Genomic DNA, 18,007 nt, shown 5'->3' on the forward strand with positions numbered 1-18,007 from the left:
CTAGTCGGCGTCGATGCGCTCGGGCCAGGACGCGTCCACGGCGGCCTTGAGCGCGTCCCACTCGGCGCGGGTGATCTCGGTCTGGTCCTGTTCCCGCGAGACGAGCTCGAGGACGGGCTCGCCGTCGCCGACGGCTGCGAAGCCGAACACGATGCGGTATCCGTCGGCGTCGGCGTCGAGGTACTGGTTGGGCGTGGTGCGCTTGTCCGGCGCGGTCGGGGCGGCCGGTGCCGTGTGCGAGGCCGTGCGCAGCGCTGCGCTGAGGACCTGGCCGGCGTCGAGGCCCTCGGCGAAGAGGGCGCGGAGCTGGCCGCGGATGGCGTCGACGCTGCGGCCGTCGCGGCGGTTGCGCAGGACGACGCGGGCGAGTTCGAGCACGTCCCGCTCCTGGGTGAGGCGGTCAGCGGGGACGGCTGTGAAGAAGTCGCGGGTGGTGTTCTCGTGCTGGGTGGTGGTCATGGTGGTTCTCTCCTCAGAAGTTGTTGTTGTCGTCGTCGGTTGCGGGCGAGGATTCGGGATCCCCGAGATGCCCAGCTTCGAGCTGCGCGGGATCGGGGCGGTTGGGTGCGAGGTCTGAGAGCTTGCTGACCTGGGCGGCCAGCTTGGGCTCTGTGGCCTCGAGGTAGGCGTGCCGCTTGGCGAGGAGGCGGCGGACCGTCTCGACGTCTTCGGGACGGGGCGGGAGGCCTTCAACGACACGCACAGCGATGTCATGCTCTGCGTCGGCGAGCTGCTGGCGGTTGTGGTTGGACCATGTCGTGCTCATGCCGCGGCCTCGCCCGTGTGCTCGGTGCCGATCCAGACGCGGACCGGACCCTTATGGCGCTCCTTGCGGCGGCTGACGACGAAGCCGGCCTGCTGGATGATCCCGGCCCTCTGTGCCTTGCGGAACAACGCGCCGAGGTCCGAGGGCCGGTCAGGGCGGGCCATGCCGTCGTCGCAGAGGTCGTCCACGGTGAAGGTGCCGGGCAGCTCGGCGCGGGCTTCGAGGATCGCCCACGCCTCGGGGAACCAGTCGGGGACCTCGAGCACTGCAGGGCGGCCGGGTGCGTACATGTGGGCCGTGCTCACACCGTGCGAATCGGCAGTGTTTGCCAAGGTCAGGGGCTGGTGAGCTGAGGAGGCATCAGATGCCTCGTGTCCATGCCGCCCTTTAACTCGAGCGGCTGCGCTGGTAGACTGTCTCAAAGTGATCGTCTCCTCTTGACTGGGTTGATGGATCCTCTGGCGGCTCGCACAGTGCAATGTGCGGGCCGCTTCCCTCTTTGCGGCACTAGGCCGCCTCCGTGCCGCCGTCGAGCCAGGCGAGGAACGCCTTGCGGCTGATCCGAATGCTGCGGCCGATGCGAAGCACGCCAGGGATCGTGCCGGCTGCCACCGCGGTGTAGAAGGCGTTCCGGCCGATGCCGGCCAGTGCCGCGGCCTCATCGACCTTGAGCGGGGTGTGGTCGTTCTCCGTCTTCAACGGGCTCTCCTCGTCTCTGATCTTCCGAAGTTCCCGCATTGGGAACTTGATGATGTCCCCATCCTACCACGCTGTCCCTGTTGCAGCAACTTTCGTGGGTTGCCGTTTTGGCCGATACCGTCCTATGCTTGAAGGCATGGAAGAGAAAGACACCACACTCGGGCAGAACCTAAGACGCTTCCGCGAAGCGCTGGGAATGTCCCAGACCGAGCTGGCCGACGCCCTCACTCAGGCCGGTGTGCCGGGCATGCATAAGACGACGATCGCGAAGGTTGAAGCAGGAACACGGACGCTCAAGTTCTCGGAAGGTCTCGCCGCGGCCCGTGCCCTACGCATCCGAGCCGAAGAGCTCGCGGTGGATGACCCGGAGGCCGAGCTCCCGGTGATCGCGGAACGGGCGTTCCGCAACGCTGACCAGGCCTACCGGGCGGCGATGGAGGCACTCGTGGAATATGTCAAACGACGCCATGAGGCTCTGGATCTTCTGGGCCGCCTAAGGGACCGAACAGATGATGGAAAGGAGCGCGGAGTCCTCGACCGGGAGTTCGAGGAGTTGGAACGGCGCACTCCGTGGCGGCTTGGGGAGTTGGCATGGGCCGCGAACGCCGACAGGCTGGCCGAGCCGAATCAGGATGCGCTCATCGCACGATGGTTGGAGCTTGATAGTCAGCCCTACGAGGGCCCACGGTTCGAGGTTGGGAATGGTGCCGAGGAACCGATCGAACGCAGACGCCGCGAGCTCCTCATCCAGCTCGATGCGGCTGCAGAGGCTCGCCGGCCACCGAGCCTCAGGGGCGTGTTCATTGAAGGGGTCGATGACCCCGATTTCGACGAAATGGTCGCCCCTCCAACAGACAACGAACCCGACGAACAAGCCGAGGCCAAGCCTCGGCGCCTGATGTAGGGAGAGGAACGAGCATGGCTGATGTGAGCCGGCGCTGTGGCTGCCGGGACGAGAGCGGGAAGGTGTACGGCACGACGGCCGCGACACGCTGCCCACAGATGGCGAACCCGCGCCACGGGTCGTGGGGGTTCCGGTTCTCCGCCGGATCCGTCCCCGATCCCCAGCCGGGCGCGCCGGGTAAGACGAAGCGCCGCTACGTCCAGGAGTGGGGCTACAAGACGGCGAAGGAGGCCAAGGAGGCCCGCGAGGCCGCCGGGAAGAAGTACAAGGGGCAGGGCGACCGGTTCTTCGACAAGACGACCGTGGGCGAGTTCCTGACGGACTGGATGGACCGGCAGGAACGGCAGGGCGAACTGCGCCCGTCCACGGCACGCATGTACCGCTCATATCTCGTCAAGGACATCGTGCCCGTGCTCGGGGACAAGCGCCTGGTGAAGCTCACCCGCAACGACGTCGCGGGGTTCGTGGACTCCCTGCGGGACGCGGGCCGCGGCGCGACCACCGTGCGGCGGATCCACGCCACGCTGAGCTCGGCGCTCTCCTCGGCGGTCAAGCGCGGCATGCTCGACTTCAACCCGGCCTCCCGGGCGGACCTGCCCGACGCCGCGCACGACCAGGTGAAGGTCTGGGGCAGGGACGACACGCTGCGGTTCCTCGAGGCTGCGCATGAGCACCGGCTCGGGGACCTGTATGAGGTCGCGATCATGACCGGCCTGCGGCGCGGCGAGCTGTGCGGGCTCCGGTGGGAGGACGTGGACTTGGTCGAGGGGCGCCTGTCCGTGCGCCGGAACCTCGTGCAGGTGGGCAACGAGGTACGCGAGGGACAGCCAAAGACCACCGCGGGCGAGCGCTCCGTGGGGATCCCCGCGCACGTCGTGGACCTGCTCGCGAAGCTCAAGGACCGGCAGGACGCCGAACGGGAGGCGTGGGCCGAGGCGTACCAGGACAGTGGGCGTGTCTTCACCTACGAGGATGGCCGGCAGCTGCGGCCGGGCTACCCGTCCAAGGTGCTCGAGACGCTCGTGAAGCGGCTGGGCCTGCCGTCGATGCGGTTCCACGACCTGCGGCACCTCTTCGCGTCAATCCAGCTCGACGCCGGCACGCCCATGGCGATGGTCTCCAAGCTCATGGGCCACTCCACGATCGCGATCACCGCGGACCTGTACAGCCACCTGATGGACGACGCCGCGGCGCGTGCCGCCGAGGCCGCCGCGTCCTGGCTGCGCCCCTCCCCCGCGCCCGTTGTGGAGCCCGTCGAGGGGCTGTGATCACGCCCCGTGTAGCGCGGTGCTCACACTGTGCCCACATCGACCCGTCCGGGGGTAAAACGAAAGACCCGCCGTCCCCTCCGTAGAGGTTCCAGCGGGTCTCATTTCCCCGGAATTCCGGGGATTTTGTGGCAGATGAGGGATTCGAACCCCCGTAGGCAATGCCAGCTGATTTACAGTCAGCCCCCTTTGGCCGCTCGGGTAATCTGCCGAACGCCACTCCTCGGACTATGGCAGGCTTGTGGCCGATGCCGTGTTCCGCGGTGCGAGCAAGACAACCTTACAGAACATTCGGCCACGCGTCGAATCGGCCCGAGCACTGCGGAATCAGGCGGTCGAAACGTCTCGCGAGCCTGCGGCGCCGGACGTCGGCGAGGCCTCCTCCGAGGAGATCGAGCGGGCGATCTGCGCCTCGAGGAACGCCGCCTGCTCGTCCGTGATCTGGCGGAGGGCGACGGCGCGTGCGAGATCCTGATGGACGCCATTGAGCCGCGCAGAGGGCGCCGGGGCCGGGGACATCACGATGCCGGCAGCGAGGGCAGCGACCGCGACAACGCCGCTCGCCGCCGCTGCAGCCCGTCCTGCAATCGACTTCTTCACGGGCGCATCCCCGTCGGGGTCTGTCGCGTCCTTTGCCACCGGTTCCTCCCTCTGCCAGCCGTTCATGTGATCCAACGTACCCAGTCCCGCTTGCGATCCCACTGGGCTTCGGCTGTGAGTGAACTGTGGGGCCTCACCCGGGTCCCGGCCGTCGCATTCCGGCTCTCCGCGGGCCCGAGCGGCTAGGCTGGTTGGCAGCATCAGACCCACGAATCCGGGAGGTTTCCATGGCAGATTCGACATTCGACGTCGTCAGCAAGGTGGACAAGCAGGAGGTCGCCAACGCCCTCAACCAGGCGCAGAAGGAGATCGCCCAGCGCTACGACTTCAAGGGCGTCGGAGCCGAGATCGACTTCAGCGGCGAGAAGATCCTCCTGAAGGCCAACTCGGAGGAGCGGGTCAAGGCTGTTCTGGACGTCTTCGAGTCCAAGCTCATCAAGCGCGGCATCTCCCTCAAGTCCCTCGACGCCGGCGAGCCCTACGCCTCCGGCAAGGAGTACCGCCTCGAAGCCTCCATGAAGGAGGGCATCTCGCAGGAGCACGCGAAGAAGATCTCCAAGCTCATCCGCGACGAGGCACCCAAGACCGTCAAGGCGCAGATCCAGGGCGACGAGCTGCGCGTGTCCTCGAAGTCCCGCGACGACCTTCAGTCGACGATCGCCCTCCTGAAGGGCTATGAAGACGTCGACCTGCAGTTCATCAACTTCCGCTAATATGGCCTGTTCTGCCGCGTGTGGCGGAGATCGTGCAGGGTGTACTGGTCGGCGAGCCCGGCGGCCTTGCGCTCGCTGCGCCACTGGTTCCCGGCGGCGTTGCGGTTAAGGAGCAGCTCGGCCTTGAGGTCCGCGCGCTCTCGACGGCGTCGGCGACGCTGAGGCCCGTCTCGCTCTGCGACCGGATCATCAAGACCGTTGCCGAGACGAGCGGCCTCCGCCACCCGCTCAGGAGTCGCCCTTCCTCCCGGCCTCGAGGGCTGCTGTGAGTCTGGCCATCTGGTCCGACAGAGACCGGATTTGGTCCTCGAGGGGCTCGTCAATGGCCTCGATTGCTGCCACGGCCGCGTCTGTGACTTCCTTCGCCCTCGCCGCTGTCTCGGTCGACACGCTCTCGACCAGCCAGGATGCAATCGACGCCGTCACGACACCGAGTACCGCGATACCCGCAACCATCAGCCCGGCCGCCGCCAGACGGCCCACGATCGTGACTGGGTAGTGGTCGCCGTATCCCACCGTCGTTATGGTCGTGAGCGCCCACCACAGTGCATCGCCGATGGACTTGATGTTGGCTTCCGGGTCATTCTGCTCCGCATCCAGGGCGGCGAGTGCCCCGCAGTAGACAAGCATGGTTGCCGAGGCGATCACGTAGACCAGCAGCCGCCCGCGCAGAGCGTTTCCCGCCCGCCCGTACACCACCTTCAGCAGTGTCACGAGCCGAAGGAGACGGAGCGGCCTGAGCGCCGGTAAGGCCAGGATCGCCAGCTCATGGAGGTTCCGGACGAACCACCGGCGCCGGTTCGGTGCAAGCCAAAGGCGTGCCCCGTAGTCCACTAGGAACACGGCCCATGCCACCCACACCACCTCGTCAGCCCAGATCCCCTCGTTGTCGGGGAGATCCGCGATGACTTGGACCGAGTAGGCGACGAGGAACAGGAGCGCGGCCACCACCATGGGCCACTCGGACATCTTCTGCCAGCGTTCGAGCGTCATAACCGAAAGCTACTCTCAAGGAACGCAGCCAACGCCTAAGGGCGGACCGGCAAAATGGACACGCTGAGGCCGTCAGCCCAGTCCCAGCATCGAGCTGCCCCGCGCCGAGGCACTCGGCCTCATGGCAGCCCGGTCACGCCGCCGTAGTTCGTCAACTTCCGCTGACCCGTACACGCGCAGCTGCTAGCATCCGCGCATGTACATCGGCCACTACGCTGCGGCGGCGGCGCTTCTCGCAGTCGCTCCCGAGACCCCGGTGTTGCCCATCGCCGTAGCGGTCGCTTGGCCGGACGTCGTGTGGTCGGGCCTCGTGGCCTCCGGCGTCGAGAAGGTCCGCGTCGACCCGAGCAGCCCGCTCCAGAGCACGATCCGGTTCACGTGGTACCCGTACTCCCACTCGCTTGTCCTCTCGGCAGCACTCACGCTCATCCCGGCCTTGGCCTTCGGCCTGATCTACCAGAGCACGTGGGTGGGGATCGCCTTCTGGCTCGGCGCCGTCTCGCACTGGCTCCTCGACGTGCCTGTGCACGGTAAAGACCTGCCGATCCTCGGGCGGGTGGGCAGCCGCGACGGGCGGGGCGACCGGTTCGTGGGGTGGGGGCTATGGTCCCGCCCGCGCCTTGCCTTCGTGGCCGAGTACACCTTCTTTGCCCTCGTAGCGCTCACGACGGCGCCCCGCTCGGCTCTCGTGGGCCTGCTCGCCGGGGCGCTCCTGCTCCATCTCCTCAACGCGAACTCGTTCTTCGGGTTCACGCGGGGCAACCCCACGGGGACGCCGCGCCGGTACGCCGGCTTCGCGCTCGCCGGCTTCGCCGCAGCGATCGCCTGGTTCACGCTCGCTTGGCAGTAGGGGCGCACGACGCCGCGGGGACGGGCCGCGAGCGAGTCCGCGACCGCCGTCGTACTCACCGCTACGGCGTAGGGTTCTCCGCGTCGTAGCGGGCGAACCGCGGCTGCGCGACGTGCAGCACCCAGACGAGCGCGATGCACACGAGCGCACCGACCACAATCGACCAGCCCTCGCCCAGCCAGGAAGCCGTCCCGCCGGAGAACACGTCCCCGAGGCGGGGACCGCCGCCCACCACCACCGTGAACACCCCCTGGAGGCGCCCGCGCATCGAGTCCGGAGTCGCGGCCTGGAGGATGGTGGACCGCAGGGCGGCGCTCGTCGAATCGGCGGCTCCGGCCGCGACCATGCACAGGATCGCGGGCAGGATCCACCACGTGCCTCCGTCCGGCGACGTGCGCCCCGCAGCGAGCACCACGATCCCGAACGCGAGGATGCTGGCCCCCCACGAGACCACTGCCCACTGGACCCCGCGACCCTGCCAGCGCAGCCGCGCCACCGGCCCGGAGAACAGCCCACCGAGGAACGTCCCGCCGGCGATCCCGGCGAGGAGGGCACCTGCGGTCGCCGCGCCGCCGCCGAGCGAGAGCACGGCGACGGCCGGGAGTACCGCTCGCGGCATCGCGAAGACCATGGCGCACATGTCGATGAGGAACGTCATGCGGATGTTCGGCCTCGTCCCGAGGAAGCCGAAGCCCTCCGCGACGGAACGGAGGCCGGCCCTCCGCACCGTGCCCTCGGGCGGGAGCGGGGGGAGGCGGAACAGCGCCCACATGGCCACCGTGAAGCTCGCGACGTCGATCGTGTAGGTCCAGCCGTAGCCGACCGTCGCCACAAGGGCCCCCGCGAGGAGCGGGCCTGCTGCGCCGCCGAGGCCGAAGGTGATCATGTTGAGCGCGTTCGCCGCGGCAAGCTTATCCGGGCGGATGAGCCGCGGGATGATGGCACTGCGGGCTGGCATGTTGATGCCTGTCCCCAGCGCCTGGAGCCCCACGAGGACGTACACCAGCAGGACGTTCCCAAGCTGCAGCCAGGCCTGCAGGGCGATGAGCGCGCTCGTGCCCCACAGCAGCCACGACGAGAGGAGCGCGACCGTGCGTCGGTCATGCGCGTCCACGATCGCGCCGCCGTAGAGCCCGGCGAACACGAACGGCAGCAGTGCCACGAGGCCCAGCAGCCCCACATTGAAGCTCGAGTGCGTGAGGGCATAGACCTGCAAGCTCACGGCCGTGACCGTCAGCTGGGAGCCGAGGATGCTCAGCAGCTGGCCGATCCACATGCGCCGGAATTCGAGGCTTTCCGTCAGCGGGGAAGTATCGGCCAAGAGGGTGCGCACCGCAATAGCCTAGTGCCGCTGTGCGGGCTCACCGCCCGTGCCGCGCACGACCCCTGTGGCCCGCCTTCGCTGTGCCCGGCGGGTGTCGTGGTGGTCGCCACGGATCACCCGAGCCGCTGGACGACCTCCGCGGGCGCGAAGAACCGGCGGCTGCCTTCGACCTCGTGCACCAATCGGGTGATAGCCGCGTTGACGGGCGCCTCGATGCCGAGCGCGCGGGCGCGCTCGGCGACGGCACCGTTGAGGTAGTCGATCTCGGTGGGCAGGCCACGATGGACGCTCTGGAGAGTTGAGCCGAGGACCGGCTCACTGCCGAGCCGCCGTGCCATGATGCGCAGCAGGAGGCGTCCGACGGCGGGCGGCGCGGATCCGAGCAGACCGAGCGTGAGCGGGTTCATTCCCTCGAGGGAACCGAACCCCACGCCCTGCCTCCGCCCAATGTGGATGGCCTCGCGCATGCTCGCGAGGACGGCGCCGCACAGCCTGGAGTCGGCGATGGTGGACTGGACGCTCATCCCCGTGATGGCGGGCATCGCATTGATCTGGTTGACGACCAGCTTGGTCCACTGGCAGCCGACGAAGTTCCCCACCGCCTTGGCGGAGATGCCGGAACTCAGGACGCCGGCCGCGTTGACGGCGTCGGCCGTGGGCTCGCCGTCGCCCGCGCCGAGGTAGAGCGGCCCCGGGACGAGGGCCCTGACATGGCCCGGGGCCGGGCAGTCCGCGGCGAAGAAGGCGATGGCGCCGATGGTGGGTGAGCCTCCGTGGAGCCTTTGCGCTTGGGCCAGCCCGTCGAGCCCGTTCTGCACCACCACGAGCGGGACCCCCTCGAGGGCCGCGGCGTTGGCCCGGATAGCGTCCGCCTCGTCCTGGGCCTTCACGCTGATCAAGGCGAGGTCGGGCGCCGTCGTGAGCCGCTCGCCGGCGGCGATCTGTGCGACGTGCTCGCCCCAGGCTCCGGAGAGGTGGATCCCGCCGCTCTTGATCGCGGCGAGCCGGTCACCACGGGCCGTCGCTTCGACGGTGTGGCCGGCGCGGTCCATCAGGGCCGCGATGGTTCCACCGATCGCACCGGCTCCGATCACGCCCAGCTTCATGGCACGGCTCCTATCCGCACAGGACCACGATCAGTAGATCACTGAGGGGCAGCATGGCGGAAGGAGACGACGAGCGGCGGATCGGGCTTCTAACCGATCTGGACTACTGGCCGATCTGGCGTCCCGCCATCTGCTCGAGGCGCGCGATCCTGTCCGCCATCGGCGGGTGGGTCGAGAACATGCGCTGGAGGCCCGCTCCGCCGCGGAACGGGTTGGCGATCATGAGGTGGGAGGCGTTGACGAGCTTCTGGTCGTCCGCTGGGAGCGGCGCCGCACGGACTCCGCCCTCGATCTTGTTCAGCGCCGAGGCAAGCGCGAGCGGGTCGCCCGTGAGCTGGGAGCCGTCCTCATCCGCGTCGTACTCCCGCGTGCGGGAGATCGCGAGCTGGATGAGCGAGGCCGCGAACGGCGCGAGGAGGCTCAGCGCGAGCAGCGCGAACGGGTTCGCGTTGCGGTCCCGGCCTCCCCCGAAGAACATCGCGAACTGCGCTACGGAGGTGATGACCCCGGCCACGGCCGCGGCGATCGAGGACGTGAGGATGTCCCTGTTGTAGACGTGCATGAGCTCGTGCCCGAGCACCCCGCGCAGCTCACGAGCGTCGAGCAGCTGGAGGATTCCCTCGGTGCAGCAGACTGCGGCGTTCTTGGGGTCCCGACCCGTCGCGAACGCATTCGGGGACTGCGTCGGGGAGATGTAGATGCGCGGCATCGACTGGTTGGCGCGCTGCGAGAGCTCACGGACGATCTGGTAGAGCCCCGGCGCCTGCTCCTCGGTGACGGGATAGGCCTGCATCGCGCGCAGCGCGATCTTGTCGCTGTTCCAGTAGCTGTAGAACGTCACGGCGACCCCGAGGGCGGCGAAGATCAGGATCGGCGATCCGCTCCGCGACCAGACGCCCACGAGCGCCCCGATTCCCAGCAGTACCGCCCAGAGCACGCCGAAGAGTGTGGCCGTCTTGAGCCCGTTGTGGTGTTTGTGCACGGTTCCTCCTGTACCTCCTGCCGCTTCAACGAGTATGGCCCCCCGCGCAGTTCCGCGGGATCGGTTAGGCTCACCTTATTGTGAACTTATCAAAATAAGTGTTTGAATGAGGCCATGGAACCGAGCGCGGAGCACATCGAATGGGCAACTGCCCTGCGAGCTCACGGACGCCGGGTCACCAAGCAGCGACTTGCGGTGCTGGGGGCCATCGAGTCTCATCCGCACTCCTCGGCAGACGCGATTCTGGCCGCGGCCCGTGACGATCTGCCGGAGATCACTCCGCAGTCCGTCTACGTGGTCCTCGGCGACCTCACGGACCTCGGCATGCTGCGCCGCTTCGAACCGCCGCACTCCCCCGCCCTCTACGAGACGCGGGTCGGCGACAACCACCACCACGCGATCTGCTCGGTGTGCGGTCGCGTCGAGGACGTCGAGTGCGCCGTCGGCCATGCCCCCTGCCTCACCCCCAGCAATACCCACGGGATGACGATCATGATCGCGGACGTGACGTATATCGGCCTCTGCGCCGAGTGCGCCGCGAAGACTGCTCCGTCCGCTCCCACCCCCGCGGTCTGAACCGCACCACAGCTCCCCTCCCACGAAACCAGTACAGCGCAGTACGCGCGGAACAGAAGGAGAGACATGACGGTCAACTACTCGACCACCCAGTCCGGCGCCCCGGTCGCCTCGGATGCGCACGCCCAGTCAGTCGGTGCTGACGGCGCGATCATCCTCACGGATCACTACCTGATCGAGAAGCTCGCCCAGTTCAACCGCGAGCGCGTGCCGGAGCGCGTGGTCCACGCCAAGGGCGGCGGGGCCTTCGGCGTCTTCAAGACCACCGAGGATGTCTCGAAGTACACCAAGGCGGCCCTCTTCCAGCCGGACGTCGAGACCGAGATGCTCATCCGCTTCTCCTCGGTGGCCGGCGAGAACGGTTCCCCCGACACGTGGCGCGATCCGCGTGGGTTCGCCGTCAAGTTCTACACGACCGAGGGCAACTACGACCTCGTGGGCAACAACACCCCGGTGTTCTTCATCCGCGACGGCATCAAGTTCCCCGACTTCATCCACTCCCAGAAGCGACTCCCGGGCAGCCACCTCCGCGACGCGGACATGCAGTGGGACTTCTGGACGCTCTCCCCGGAGTCCGCCCACCAGGTGACGTGGCTCATGGGCGACCGCGGCCTGCCGAAGACGTGGCGCAACATGCAGGGCTACGGCTCGCACACCTACCAGTGGATCAACGCCGAGGGCGAGCGCTTCTGGGTCAAGTACCACTTCCACACGAACCAGGGCGTCGAGAACCTCACGGGCGAGGAGGCCGAGCGGATCGCCGGCGAGAACGCCGACTACTACATCCAGGACCTCTACGAGAACATCGCCGAGGCCAACTTCCCGAGCTGGGACCTCTTCGTCCAGGTCATGCCGTACGAGGACGCCAAGACCTACCGGTACAACCCGTTCGATCTGACGAAGACGTGGTCCAAGGAGGACTACCCGCTCATCAAGGTCGGCACGATGGAGCTCAACCGGAACCCGGAGAACTACTTCGCGCAGATCGAGCAGGCCGCGTTCGCGCCGTCGAACTTCGTGCCTGGCATCGCCGGGTCGCCGGACAAGATGCTCCAGGCGCGCATCTTCTCCTACGCTGACGCGCACCGCTACCGCGTGGGCACGAACCACGCGCAGATCCCGGTCAACGCACCGAAGAGCGAGGTGCGCAACTACAGCCAGGACGGCGCCGGCCGCCTGAGCTTCAACTCTCCCGCCGCCCCGGTCTACGCGCCGAACTCGCTCGGCGGCCCGGCCGCCGTCGAGTCCTCTGTGGCTGGCGGCGTCGGCGGCGGCTGGGAGAACGACGGCGAGCTGACCCTCGCCGCCCACTCCCTCCACGCCGAGGATGGCGACTTCGTGCAGCCGGGCATCCTCTACCGCGAGGTGTTCGACGACGCTGCGCGCGCCCGCTTCCTCGACACGATCGCAGGCGCCGTCGGGGGTGTGACGAGGGAGGACATCAAGGAGCGTGCGATCCAGTACTGGACGAACGTCGATGCCGACCTCGGCGCCAAACTCCGAGCAGAGCTCGGCAGGTAGAAGCTCGGCAAGTCAAGTCTCAGGCAACCCGAGCCTGATCCACGGGGAAGGCCCGGTGCACATGCACCGGGCCTTCCCCGTGTGGAGCCGCAGTCCGATGGTCCCGCATCAGGACACGCGGTGATGGGCCGCCCCTTCGTACTGCGCGACGAACGCCTCGGACAGGAGGTCGAAGCTCTCGAGCACGGCGCGCTTGTCCCCCGTGATGACGAAGTCGTAGAGGAGCCCAAGGATCGATCCGACGTAGAGTCGCGCCAAGGCATCAGCCCGTTTGGCCGCGACGCCCTGGCCGCGCAGCCAGCGCGCGAGGAACCCGCGCCAGCGCGCGTAGCTCGCGACGCCGGCTCCCCGCGGTCGCTCGGCCACCACGTCCTGAACGGACGCCTCGAACTCGAGGCGCTGGAGGTGCCGGCCGCGGTGGTCGAGACACAGTTCGAACGCCTTGCGGGCCCACACCACAAAATCGTTGGGCGAGGCGGATGCGGGAGTCCCGGACTCGAGGGGCTCGTATCGCCCCATGATGCCGTGGATGATCTCCGTGACGAGCTGCTCGCGGCTGCCGAAGTGGTAGACGAGCACATAGCTGCTGATGCCCAGTCCGTCCGCGAGGCTGCGGAAGGTCAGGTCGGCGAGGGTCGAATCGAGGAGGAAGTCCAGGATCTGGTCGAGCAGTTCGTACTTGCGTTCGGGCCGTGGGGGTCTCGCCATGACGCCCATCATAGACTCGATCACTCATCTTTGTGACAAGACTTGCAATATCTTGCCCACTTCCTGCACAGCACGCGACTACTTCGGAGCGTCCTCGACTGCTCGGCGCTCCGCTGCGAAGCGCTCGTTGAGTCGCGAATGGCGCTGGCCATACGTGAAGTAGATGAGGAGGCCTACCACGAGCCAGCCCGCGAAGTAGATCCACGTCTCGACCGCGAGGTTGGTCATGAGGTACAGGCACAGGAGAGCGGAGACGATCGGGATCACCTTGCCGAACGGCACCCGGAAGGCCGGCTTGAGGTCGGGGCGCTTCCGGCGCAGGACGATGATGCCGAGGCTGACGACGACGAATGCCGAGAGCGTGCCGATGTTGATCATCTCCTCGAGCACGTCCACCTTCGTGAGGCCCGCAACGAGGGCCACCGCAACGCCGCAGATGATCTGCACGCGTGCCGGCGTGGAGCGCTTGGCGCTTGTCACGGACAACGCGTGCGGGAGGAGTCCATCGCGGCTCATCGCGAGGATCACCCGGGCGAGGCCCATGAGGAGCACCATGATCACGGTGGTCAGGCCGACGAGGGAGCCGAACGCGATGACCTTGGCGGCATCGGTGTTGCCCACGGCTTCGAACGCGGTGGTGAGGGTCGGCGCCTCGGCCTGGGCCAAGACCGTGTAGGGCACCATCCCCGTCAGCGCGAGGGAGACGAGGATGTAGAGGAGCGTCACGATGGCCAGACCACCGAAGATCCCCCGCGGGAGCGTCTTCTGCGGGTCCTTGACCTCCTCGGCGCTCGTGGCCACGACATCGAAGCCGATGAACGCGAAGAAGACGAGTGCCGCCCCGCCGAACACGCCGAAGAGTCCGTAGTGGGCCGGGGCCGAGCCGGTGAGGAACGAGAACAGGGACTGCTGGAGGACCTCGGTGCCACCCGCGCTCTTCGCGGCCACGGCGTCCGGAATGAAGGGCGCGAAGTTCTCGGCCTTGACGTAGAAGAAGCCGACGACGATCACGAACAGCACGACGGCGATCTTGATGACCGTGAAGACGTTGGCAACCCGGGCCGAGAGTTTGGTGCCAATCACGAGGAGCGCCGTGAAGACCGCGACGATGAGGAAGGGCCCCCACACAAGCTCGATGGGTCCGAACTGGATGCTGGGCGGGACATCGAGGCCTGCGAGCGAGAACACCTTGCTGAGGTAGATGCCCCAGTACTTGGCGATCACCGCAGCAGCTGTGAAGAGCTCGAGGATGAGGTTCCACCCGATGATCCAGGCCAGCAGCTCGCCCATCGTCGCATAGGTGAAGACGTAGGCCGAGCCGGCAACCGGGATCGCGGTGGCGAATTCGGCGTAGCACATGATCGCGAGCGCGCACGCGACGGCGGCGATGGCGAAGGAGAGCGTGACCGCGGGGCCGGCGAAGTTGGCTGCGGCCTTGGCACCGACGGAGAAGATGCCGGCGCCCACTGCGACGGCAACTCCCATGATCATGAGGTCCCACGTGCTCAGCGAGCGTTTGAGACGGCGACCCGGCTCGTGTGTCTCGGCGATAGTCGCCTCGATCGGCTTGGTGCGGAAAATCTGCATCCCGGACTCCTGATGCTTCAGGGAATTGAACAAACCCGTCTACTTTACGAGTCCAGCCAGTGAGATCTTCACCGGGTCTCACATGATGAGACGACTCGTGCGGACTCCGGCGCCGCGGGTTCAGGTGCCGAAGGTGACCGGCTGGGCCAGCGTGCCGAGCGACGCCGTGGCGCTGACCCCCGACAGCGACTGCTGGGTGGTGGTCCAGACGACGCCCACTGCAGGAAGCGCCCCGCCCTTGAGCACGCCTTGATGCGCGCAGTGCACGGTGCTGCCCGTGGTCGTGCAGTTCCAGCCGTTGCCAGTCACGGTGAACGTGCCCTGGGCGGTCCCGGGGTACGTGATGTCGAGTGTGACCGTGGCCGTCTGCTGCTTCCCCGAGGCGAGGTCCGCCGATACCGCGAACGTGTCGGTCCGCTGCCCGCGGCTCGCGGACCACGTCTGGGCGAGCGAGCCCGACAAGACGTAGGGGAACCCCATCGGGGCTGGCGCTGGGCTGGCAGTGGGCGCAGGCGTGGTGGGGACGGCAGCGGGCGCAACCGCCACGAGCGGCGCCGGAGCGGCAGCAAGGGGGACCAGCACCGGCGCGGGTCCGGCCGGTGGCGCGACGGGCACTGCTGCCGGCGGATCATAGGCCAGCGCGGGTGTCTCATCGACTGGGGCGGACTCCGGCGCCGGTTCCTCGGGGATCGGCGATGCCGCAGACTCAGCCGTCACGGCCGGTGCGGGAGTACTGGGTGCGGGAAGGCTCGGCGTGACAGCTGCCGCGGGGGGCTGCTCCGACGTCGTCTGCGCCTCCAGCACCCCGAACGCGATGCCGCCGGCCACGACGGTGACGGTCGCGGCGCCGGCAAGGACCGCGTTGCCGATGCCGATCTTCTCGATGACCTGCCGGAACCACTCGGCGATGCCGAGGAAGATCCCGCCCACGGCCGCCTTCGACGCAGCCACGGGGACGAAGGCGAGGCCCGTGACGAGCGGGAAGACGACGCCCCGCATGCCGTAGCCCACGTCTTGGATCTGCAGGAGGGCAGCGGTGCACCGAGGGCATTCCTCGAGGTGCTCTCTCACCTTCGCCTCGTTGCGGGGGCTCAGGGCGCCACGCGCGTGGGCACCGAGCTTGTCGGCGAATGGCGCGCACTCGTCCTCGACCGCGCTCGCATCCACATGGGCTTGGAGGTAGGCCTGCCGCAGCCCCTCCCGGGCGCGCAGCGCCAGCGCCGAGACGCCGTTGGCCGAGAGCCCTAGCAGCGGGGCCACGGCCGCAGGCGTCAGGCCGTCCACCTCGGTGTACCAGAGAACGGCCTGCCAGCGCTCCGGGAGAGTCCTGAAGGCCGTCGAGACGGTGTCCGATTCGAAGCCCACCATGACCGGGTCGTCGTAGACCTGCTCTCCCTCATACTTCTCCATCTCGTCGCTGGGCGTCTGGCGGCTCGCCTTGACGTTGCCGCGGGCCGCGAGCCGCGAAATGGAGGTGAAGAGGTACGCGCGGAAGAAGACGTCAGGACCCGAGCCGCCCGTGATCGCGGTGAAGACGTTCGTGAAGCCCTCGGCCGCGAGATCCTCAGCGTCCGAGGCGTTGCGGGCGTACCGGCGGGCAAGGCCCACGGCCGCGGCGCGATGGCGGCTGAAGAGCTCGCCGTAGGCCTCAGTGTCACCTGCGCGCACCTGCGAGATGAGCTCGGCGTCGCTCGCCGTCTCGGGGGCTTCTCCCACCAGTGCATCTGTCGCCGTCATGAGTGGCTGTCCCCCCGCCCGCACGTGTCCGTAGTGTGCTGACTCGGTGCCATCAGTGGCGCGGCCCGGACGCAACACAGGCCCGCTGGTGCAGACGGGCCCCGGGCCATTCTATGACGCGGTCCCCGAAGGCCGGCAGCGCAGCCGGCGCTCAGCCGCCGTTCTCGGACTGGCCCTCACGCGAGATCCGCACCATGTCCTCGCGCGGCACCACTTTGACGCGCTCGCGCTTGACCTGCTCTCCGCTGGCGCCGCGCTCGGCCGCCTCACCGCCGTCGGCCTTCGTCCAGGCTTCGCCGAGCGCCTTCTCGTGGGCGTCGAGCTCGTTCCAGCCCGCCCACGTCGTGTACTCGACGCCACGCTCCTCGAGCAGGGCGATCACGGCGTGCTCGTCCGGAACCTCGGCCGGGGGCAGCGAGTCGCGGTCCTCGAGGAGACAGCCGATGGTCTCGAGGGCGTCGCCCTTGGTGTGCCCGATGAGGCCCACGGGGCCGCGCTTGATCCAGCCGGTCGTGTAGAGGCCGGTCATGGGGACGCCGTCCTCGTCGAGAACACGGCCGCCCTCGTTCGGGATGACGCCGCGGCGGGCGTCGTACTGGATCTCGGCCAGCTCGGACCCGCGGTAGCCGATCGCCCGGTACACGGCCTGGACGGAGTAGTCCTCGAACTGGCCCGTGCCGCGGACGTTGCCGGTGCCGTCCAGCTCCATGCGCTCGAACCTGATGCCCGCCACGTGGCCCGGGGTCTCGGGCGAGTCATAGATCTCCACCGGGCTCTGCAGGAAGTGCAGGTGCAGGCGCCGTGAGGCACCCGTGTCCTGATCCTCGGCGATCCAGTTCGCGAGCGTGTTGACCATCGTCTTGACCTGGTTGTTCGTCTTGATGGCCTCGTCCGAGGCGTCGTCGAACTCGAAGTCCTCCGGGTACAGGACAATGTCGACGTCCCGGGCGTGCGAGAGTTCGCGCAGCTCGAGCGGGGTGAACTTGACCTGCGCCGGACCGCGGCGGCCGAACACGTGCACGTCGGTCACGGGGCTGGCATTGAGCGCCCGGTAGACGTTGTCGGGGATCTCGGTCACGAGCAGGTCGTCGGCGTGCTTCGCGAGCATCCGCGCGACGTCGAGCGCCACGTTGCCGTTGCCGATCACCGCGACCTCCTTCGCCGTCAGCGGCCACTCGCGGGAGACGTCCGGGTGGCCGTCATACCAGGACACGAAGTCCGCCCCGCCGAAGGAGCCCTCGAGGTCCACGCCCGGGATGTCCATCGGCGCATCCTTGAGCGCGCCGGTCGCGAAGATCACCGCATCGTAGAAGCCGCGGATGTCCGCGAGCGCGAGGTCACGGCCGTAGGTCACGTTGCCGATGAAGCGGATGTCCCCGCGGTCAAGGACCCGGTGGAGTGCGTTGACGATGCCCTTGATGCGGGGGTGGTCCGGGGCCACGCCGTAGCGGATGAGCCCATACGGGGCCGGGTACTGGTCGAAAAGGTCGATGCTCACCTCGAAGTCCCCGTCCTTGACCTCGTTGGACTTGGTCAGGATGTCCGCAGCATAGACGCCAGCCGGGCCGGCTCCGATGATGGCAACCCGCAACGGCCGTTGCAGGGCACCACGCTGCACGGCATCGCCTCGCTCGGACGGACCGTCCTGTGCGGGACCGCTTTGCGCGGTGCTT

At 68.0% G+C, this 18,007-nt stretch carries 20 protein-coding genes and 1 tRNA gene; 6 read left to right on the forward strand and 15 right to left on the reverse strand.

The annotated features are described in order from the left end of the window. The 4 genes from AB5L97_RS14420 to AB5L97_RS14435 form a co-directional block, all read right to left on the reverse strand. Positions 1 to 459, reverse strand: coding sequence for a hypothetical protein (locus AB5L97_RS14420; protein WP_369045157.1), 459 nt, complete (start codon positions 457 to 459; stop codon positions 1 to 3). A gap of 13 nt (positions 460 to 472) precedes the next feature. Beyond that, the gene (locus tag AB5L97_RS14425) at positions 473 to 766 is read right to left on the reverse strand and encodes a hypothetical protein (protein WP_369045158.1); all 294 of its coding nucleotides are present in this window, start codon (positions 764 to 766) and stop codon (positions 473 to 475) included. After that, a complete protein-coding gene (locus AB5L97_RS14430; protein ID WP_369045159.1) occupies positions 763 to 1,098 on the reverse strand; it encodes a hypothetical protein in 336 nt (111 codons plus the stop codon). Before AB5L97_RS14430 ends, AB5L97_RS14425 begins: the two co-directional genes overlap by 4 nt. Positions 1,099 to 1,273: 175 nt before the next feature. Continuing rightward, positions 1,274 to 1,465: a helix-turn-helix domain-containing protein gene (locus AB5L97_RS14435; protein WP_369045160.1), complete on the reverse strand. Its 192-nt coding sequence runs from the start codon at positions 1,463 to 1,465 to the stop codon at positions 1,274 to 1,276. Positions 1,466 to 1,601: 136 nt separating this feature from the next. Between AB5L97_RS14435 and AB5L97_RS14440 the strand changes: the two genes are divergently transcribed. After that, positions 1,602 to 2,369, forward strand: coding sequence for a helix-turn-helix domain-containing protein (locus AB5L97_RS14440; protein ID WP_369045161.1), 768 nt, complete (start codon positions 1,602 to 1,604; stop codon positions 2,367 to 2,369). Positions 2,370 to 2,383: 14 nt separating this feature from the next. Beyond that, the gene (locus AB5L97_RS14445; protein WP_369045162.1) at positions 2,384 to 3,637 is read left to right on the forward strand and encodes a tyrosine-type recombinase/integrase; all 1,254 of its coding nucleotides are present in this window, start codon (positions 2,384 to 2,386) and stop codon (positions 3,635 to 3,637) included. A gap of 129 nt (positions 3,638 to 3,766) precedes the next feature. On the opposite strand, the gene AB5L97_RS14450 is transcribed toward AB5L97_RS14445, so the two are convergent. Then, positions 3,767 to 3,848 (reverse strand) — tRNA-Tyr (locus tag AB5L97_RS14450). A 116-nt stretch (positions 3,849 to 3,964) separates the two neighbouring features. Then, the gene (locus tag AB5L97_RS14455; RefSeq protein ID WP_369045163.1) at positions 3,965 to 4,303 is read right to left on the reverse strand and encodes a hypothetical protein; all 339 of its coding nucleotides are present in this window, start codon (positions 4,301 to 4,303) and stop codon (positions 3,965 to 3,967) included. Between the two features lie 161 nt (positions 4,304 to 4,464). Here AB5L97_RS14455 and AB5L97_RS14460 point away from each other — a divergent pair, with 161 nt between their 5' ends. Beyond that, a complete protein-coding gene (locus tag AB5L97_RS14460; protein ID WP_307955547.1) occupies positions 4,465 to 4,950 on the forward strand; it encodes a YajQ family cyclic di-GMP-binding protein in 486 nt (161 codons plus the stop codon). On the opposite strand, the gene AB5L97_RS14465 is transcribed toward AB5L97_RS14460, so the two are convergent. Then, a complete protein-coding gene (locus tag AB5L97_RS14465; RefSeq protein ID WP_369045164.1) occupies positions 4,947 to 5,174 on the reverse strand; it encodes a hypothetical protein in 228 nt (75 codons plus the stop codon). The genes AB5L97_RS14460 and AB5L97_RS14465 overlap by 4 nt on opposite strands. A 4-nt stretch (positions 5,175 to 5,178) precedes the next feature. Continuing rightward, positions 5,179 to 5,943: a potassium channel family protein gene (locus tag AB5L97_RS14470; RefSeq protein ID WP_307955545.1), complete on the reverse strand. Its 765-nt coding sequence runs from the start codon at positions 5,941 to 5,943 to the stop codon at positions 5,179 to 5,181. 196 nt (positions 5,944 to 6,139) lie between these two features. Here AB5L97_RS14470 and AB5L97_RS14475 point away from each other — a divergent pair, with 196 nt between their 5' ends. Next, entirely contained in the window at positions 6,140 to 6,793 is a 654-nt protein-coding gene (locus AB5L97_RS14475; RefSeq protein ID WP_369045165.1) for a hypothetical protein, read from the forward strand. A 61-nt stretch (positions 6,794 to 6,854) separates the two neighbouring features. Here AB5L97_RS14475 and AB5L97_RS14480 read toward each other — a convergent pair whose 3' ends face one another. The 3 genes from AB5L97_RS14480 to htpX form a co-directional block, all read right to left on the reverse strand. Beyond that, positions 6,855 to 8,126, reverse strand: a complete 1,272-nt coding sequence (locus tag AB5L97_RS14480; RefSeq protein WP_369045166.1) for an MFS transporter — start codon at positions 8,124 to 8,126, stop codon at positions 6,855 to 6,857. 104 nt (positions 8,127 to 8,230) lie between these two features. After that, positions 8,231 to 9,223: a ketopantoate reductase family protein gene (locus AB5L97_RS14485; protein WP_369045167.1), complete on the reverse strand. Its 993-nt coding sequence runs from the start codon at positions 9,221 to 9,223 to the stop codon at positions 8,231 to 8,233. A gap of 103 nt (positions 9,224 to 9,326) precedes the next feature. Further along, positions 9,327 to 10,205, reverse strand: a complete 879-nt coding sequence (gene htpX, locus AB5L97_RS14490) for a zinc metalloprotease HtpX (RefSeq protein WP_369045168.1) — start codon at positions 10,203 to 10,205, stop codon at positions 9,327 to 9,329. A 114-nt stretch (positions 10,206 to 10,319) separates the two neighbouring features. Here htpX and AB5L97_RS14495 point away from each other — a divergent pair, with 114 nt between their 5' ends. After that, entirely contained in the window at positions 10,320 to 10,781 is a 462-nt protein-coding gene (locus tag AB5L97_RS14495; RefSeq protein ID WP_307955541.1) for a Fur family transcriptional regulator, read from the forward strand. 66 nt (positions 10,782 to 10,847) lie between these two features. After that, positions 10,848 to 12,302 (forward strand): catalase, encoded by a 1,455-nt coding sequence (locus AB5L97_RS14500; RefSeq protein WP_369045169.1) that lies wholly within the window; start codon positions 10,848 to 10,850, stop codon positions 12,300 to 12,302. Between the two features lie 108 nt (positions 12,303 to 12,410). On the opposite strand, the gene AB5L97_RS14505 is transcribed toward AB5L97_RS14500, so the two are convergent. The 4 genes from AB5L97_RS14505 to AB5L97_RS14520 all read right to left on the reverse strand — a co-directional run bounded on the left by AB5L97_RS14505 (position 12,411) and on the right by AB5L97_RS14520 (position 17,952). Further along, positions 12,411 to 13,010 (reverse strand): TetR/AcrR family transcriptional regulator, encoded by a 600-nt coding sequence (locus AB5L97_RS14505; protein ID WP_369045170.1) that lies wholly within the window; start codon positions 13,008 to 13,010, stop codon positions 12,411 to 12,413. A 78-nt stretch (positions 13,011 to 13,088) separates the two neighbouring features. After that, on the reverse strand, positions 13,089 to 14,597 hold the full coding sequence (locus tag AB5L97_RS14510; RefSeq protein WP_369045171.1) for an APC family permease: 1,509 nt from the start codon (positions 14,595 to 14,597) through the stop codon (positions 13,089 to 13,091). 120 nt (positions 14,598 to 14,717) lie between these two features. Next, positions 14,718 to 16,334, reverse strand: coding sequence for a sigma-70 family RNA polymerase sigma factor (locus AB5L97_RS14515; RefSeq protein WP_369045172.1), 1,617 nt, complete (start codon positions 16,332 to 16,334; stop codon positions 14,718 to 14,720). A gap of 151 nt (positions 16,335 to 16,485) precedes the next feature. Then, a complete protein-coding gene (locus tag AB5L97_RS14520) occupies positions 16,486 to 17,952 on the reverse strand; it encodes an FAD-dependent oxidoreductase (RefSeq protein ID WP_369047450.1) in 1,467 nt (488 codons plus the stop codon). Positions 17,953 to 18,007 lie beyond the last annotated feature (55 nt).

The sequence above is a fragment of the Sinomonas sp. P10A9 genome, from assembly GCF_041022165.1.
GTDB classification, from domain to species: Bacteria; Actinomycetota; Actinomycetes; order Actinomycetales; family Micrococcaceae; genus Sinomonas; species Sinomonas puerhi.

Excerpts from the sequence above, each read along its gene's own strand:
- AB5L97_RS14495 (WP_307955541.1), top strand. The coding sequence starts at position 10,320 with ATGGAACCGAGCGCGGAGCACATCGAATGGGCAACTGCCCTGCGAGCT.
- AB5L97_RS14425 (WP_369045158.1), bottom strand. The coding sequence starts at position 766 with ATGAGCACGACATGGTCCAACCACAACCGCCAGCAGCTCGCCGACGCA.
- AB5L97_RS14460 (WP_307955547.1), top strand. The coding sequence starts at position 4,465 with ATGGCAGATTCGACATTCGACGTCGTCAGCAAGGTGGACAAGCAGGAG.
- AB5L97_RS14515 (WP_369045172.1), bottom strand. The coding sequence starts at position 16,334 with ATGACGGCGACAGATGCACTGGTGGGAGAAGCCCCCGAGACGGCGAGC.
- AB5L97_RS14420 (WP_369045157.1), bottom strand. The coding sequence starts at position 459 with ATGACCACCACCCAGCACGAGAACACCACCCGCGACTTCTTCACAGCC.
- AB5L97_RS14485 (WP_369045167.1), bottom strand. The coding sequence starts at position 9,223 with ATGAAGCTGGGCGTGATCGGAGCCGGTGCGATCGGTGGAACCATCGCG.
- AB5L97_RS14505 (WP_369045170.1), bottom strand. The coding sequence starts at position 13,010 with ATGGCGAGACCCCCACGGCCCGAACGCAAGTACGAACTGCTCGACCAG.
- AB5L97_RS14500 (WP_369045169.1), top strand. The coding sequence starts at position 10,848 with ATGACGGTCAACTACTCGACCACCCAGTCCGGCGCCCCGGTCGCCTCG.
- AB5L97_RS14510 (WP_369045171.1), bottom strand. The coding sequence starts at position 14,597 with ATGCAGATTTTCCGCACCAAGCCGATCGAGGCGACTATCGCCGAGACA.
- AB5L97_RS14440 (WP_369045161.1), top strand. The coding sequence starts at position 1,602 with ATGGAAGAGAAAGACACCACACTCGGGCAGAACCTAAGACGCTTCCGC.
- AB5L97_RS14445 (WP_369045162.1), top strand. The coding sequence starts at position 2,384 with ATGGCTGATGTGAGCCGGCGCTGTGGCTGCCGGGACGAGAGCGGGAAG.
- AB5L97_RS14470 (WP_307955545.1), bottom strand. The coding sequence starts at position 5,943 with ATGACGCTCGAACGCTGGCAGAAGATGTCCGAGTGGCCCATGGTGGTG.
- AB5L97_RS14475 (WP_369045165.1), top strand. The coding sequence starts at position 6,140 with ATGTACATCGGCCACTACGCTGCGGCGGCGGCGCTTCTCGCAGTCGCT.
- AB5L97_RS14455 (WP_369045163.1), bottom strand. The coding sequence starts at position 4,303 with ATGAACGGCTGGCAGAGGGAGGAACCGGTGGCAAAGGACGCGACAGAC.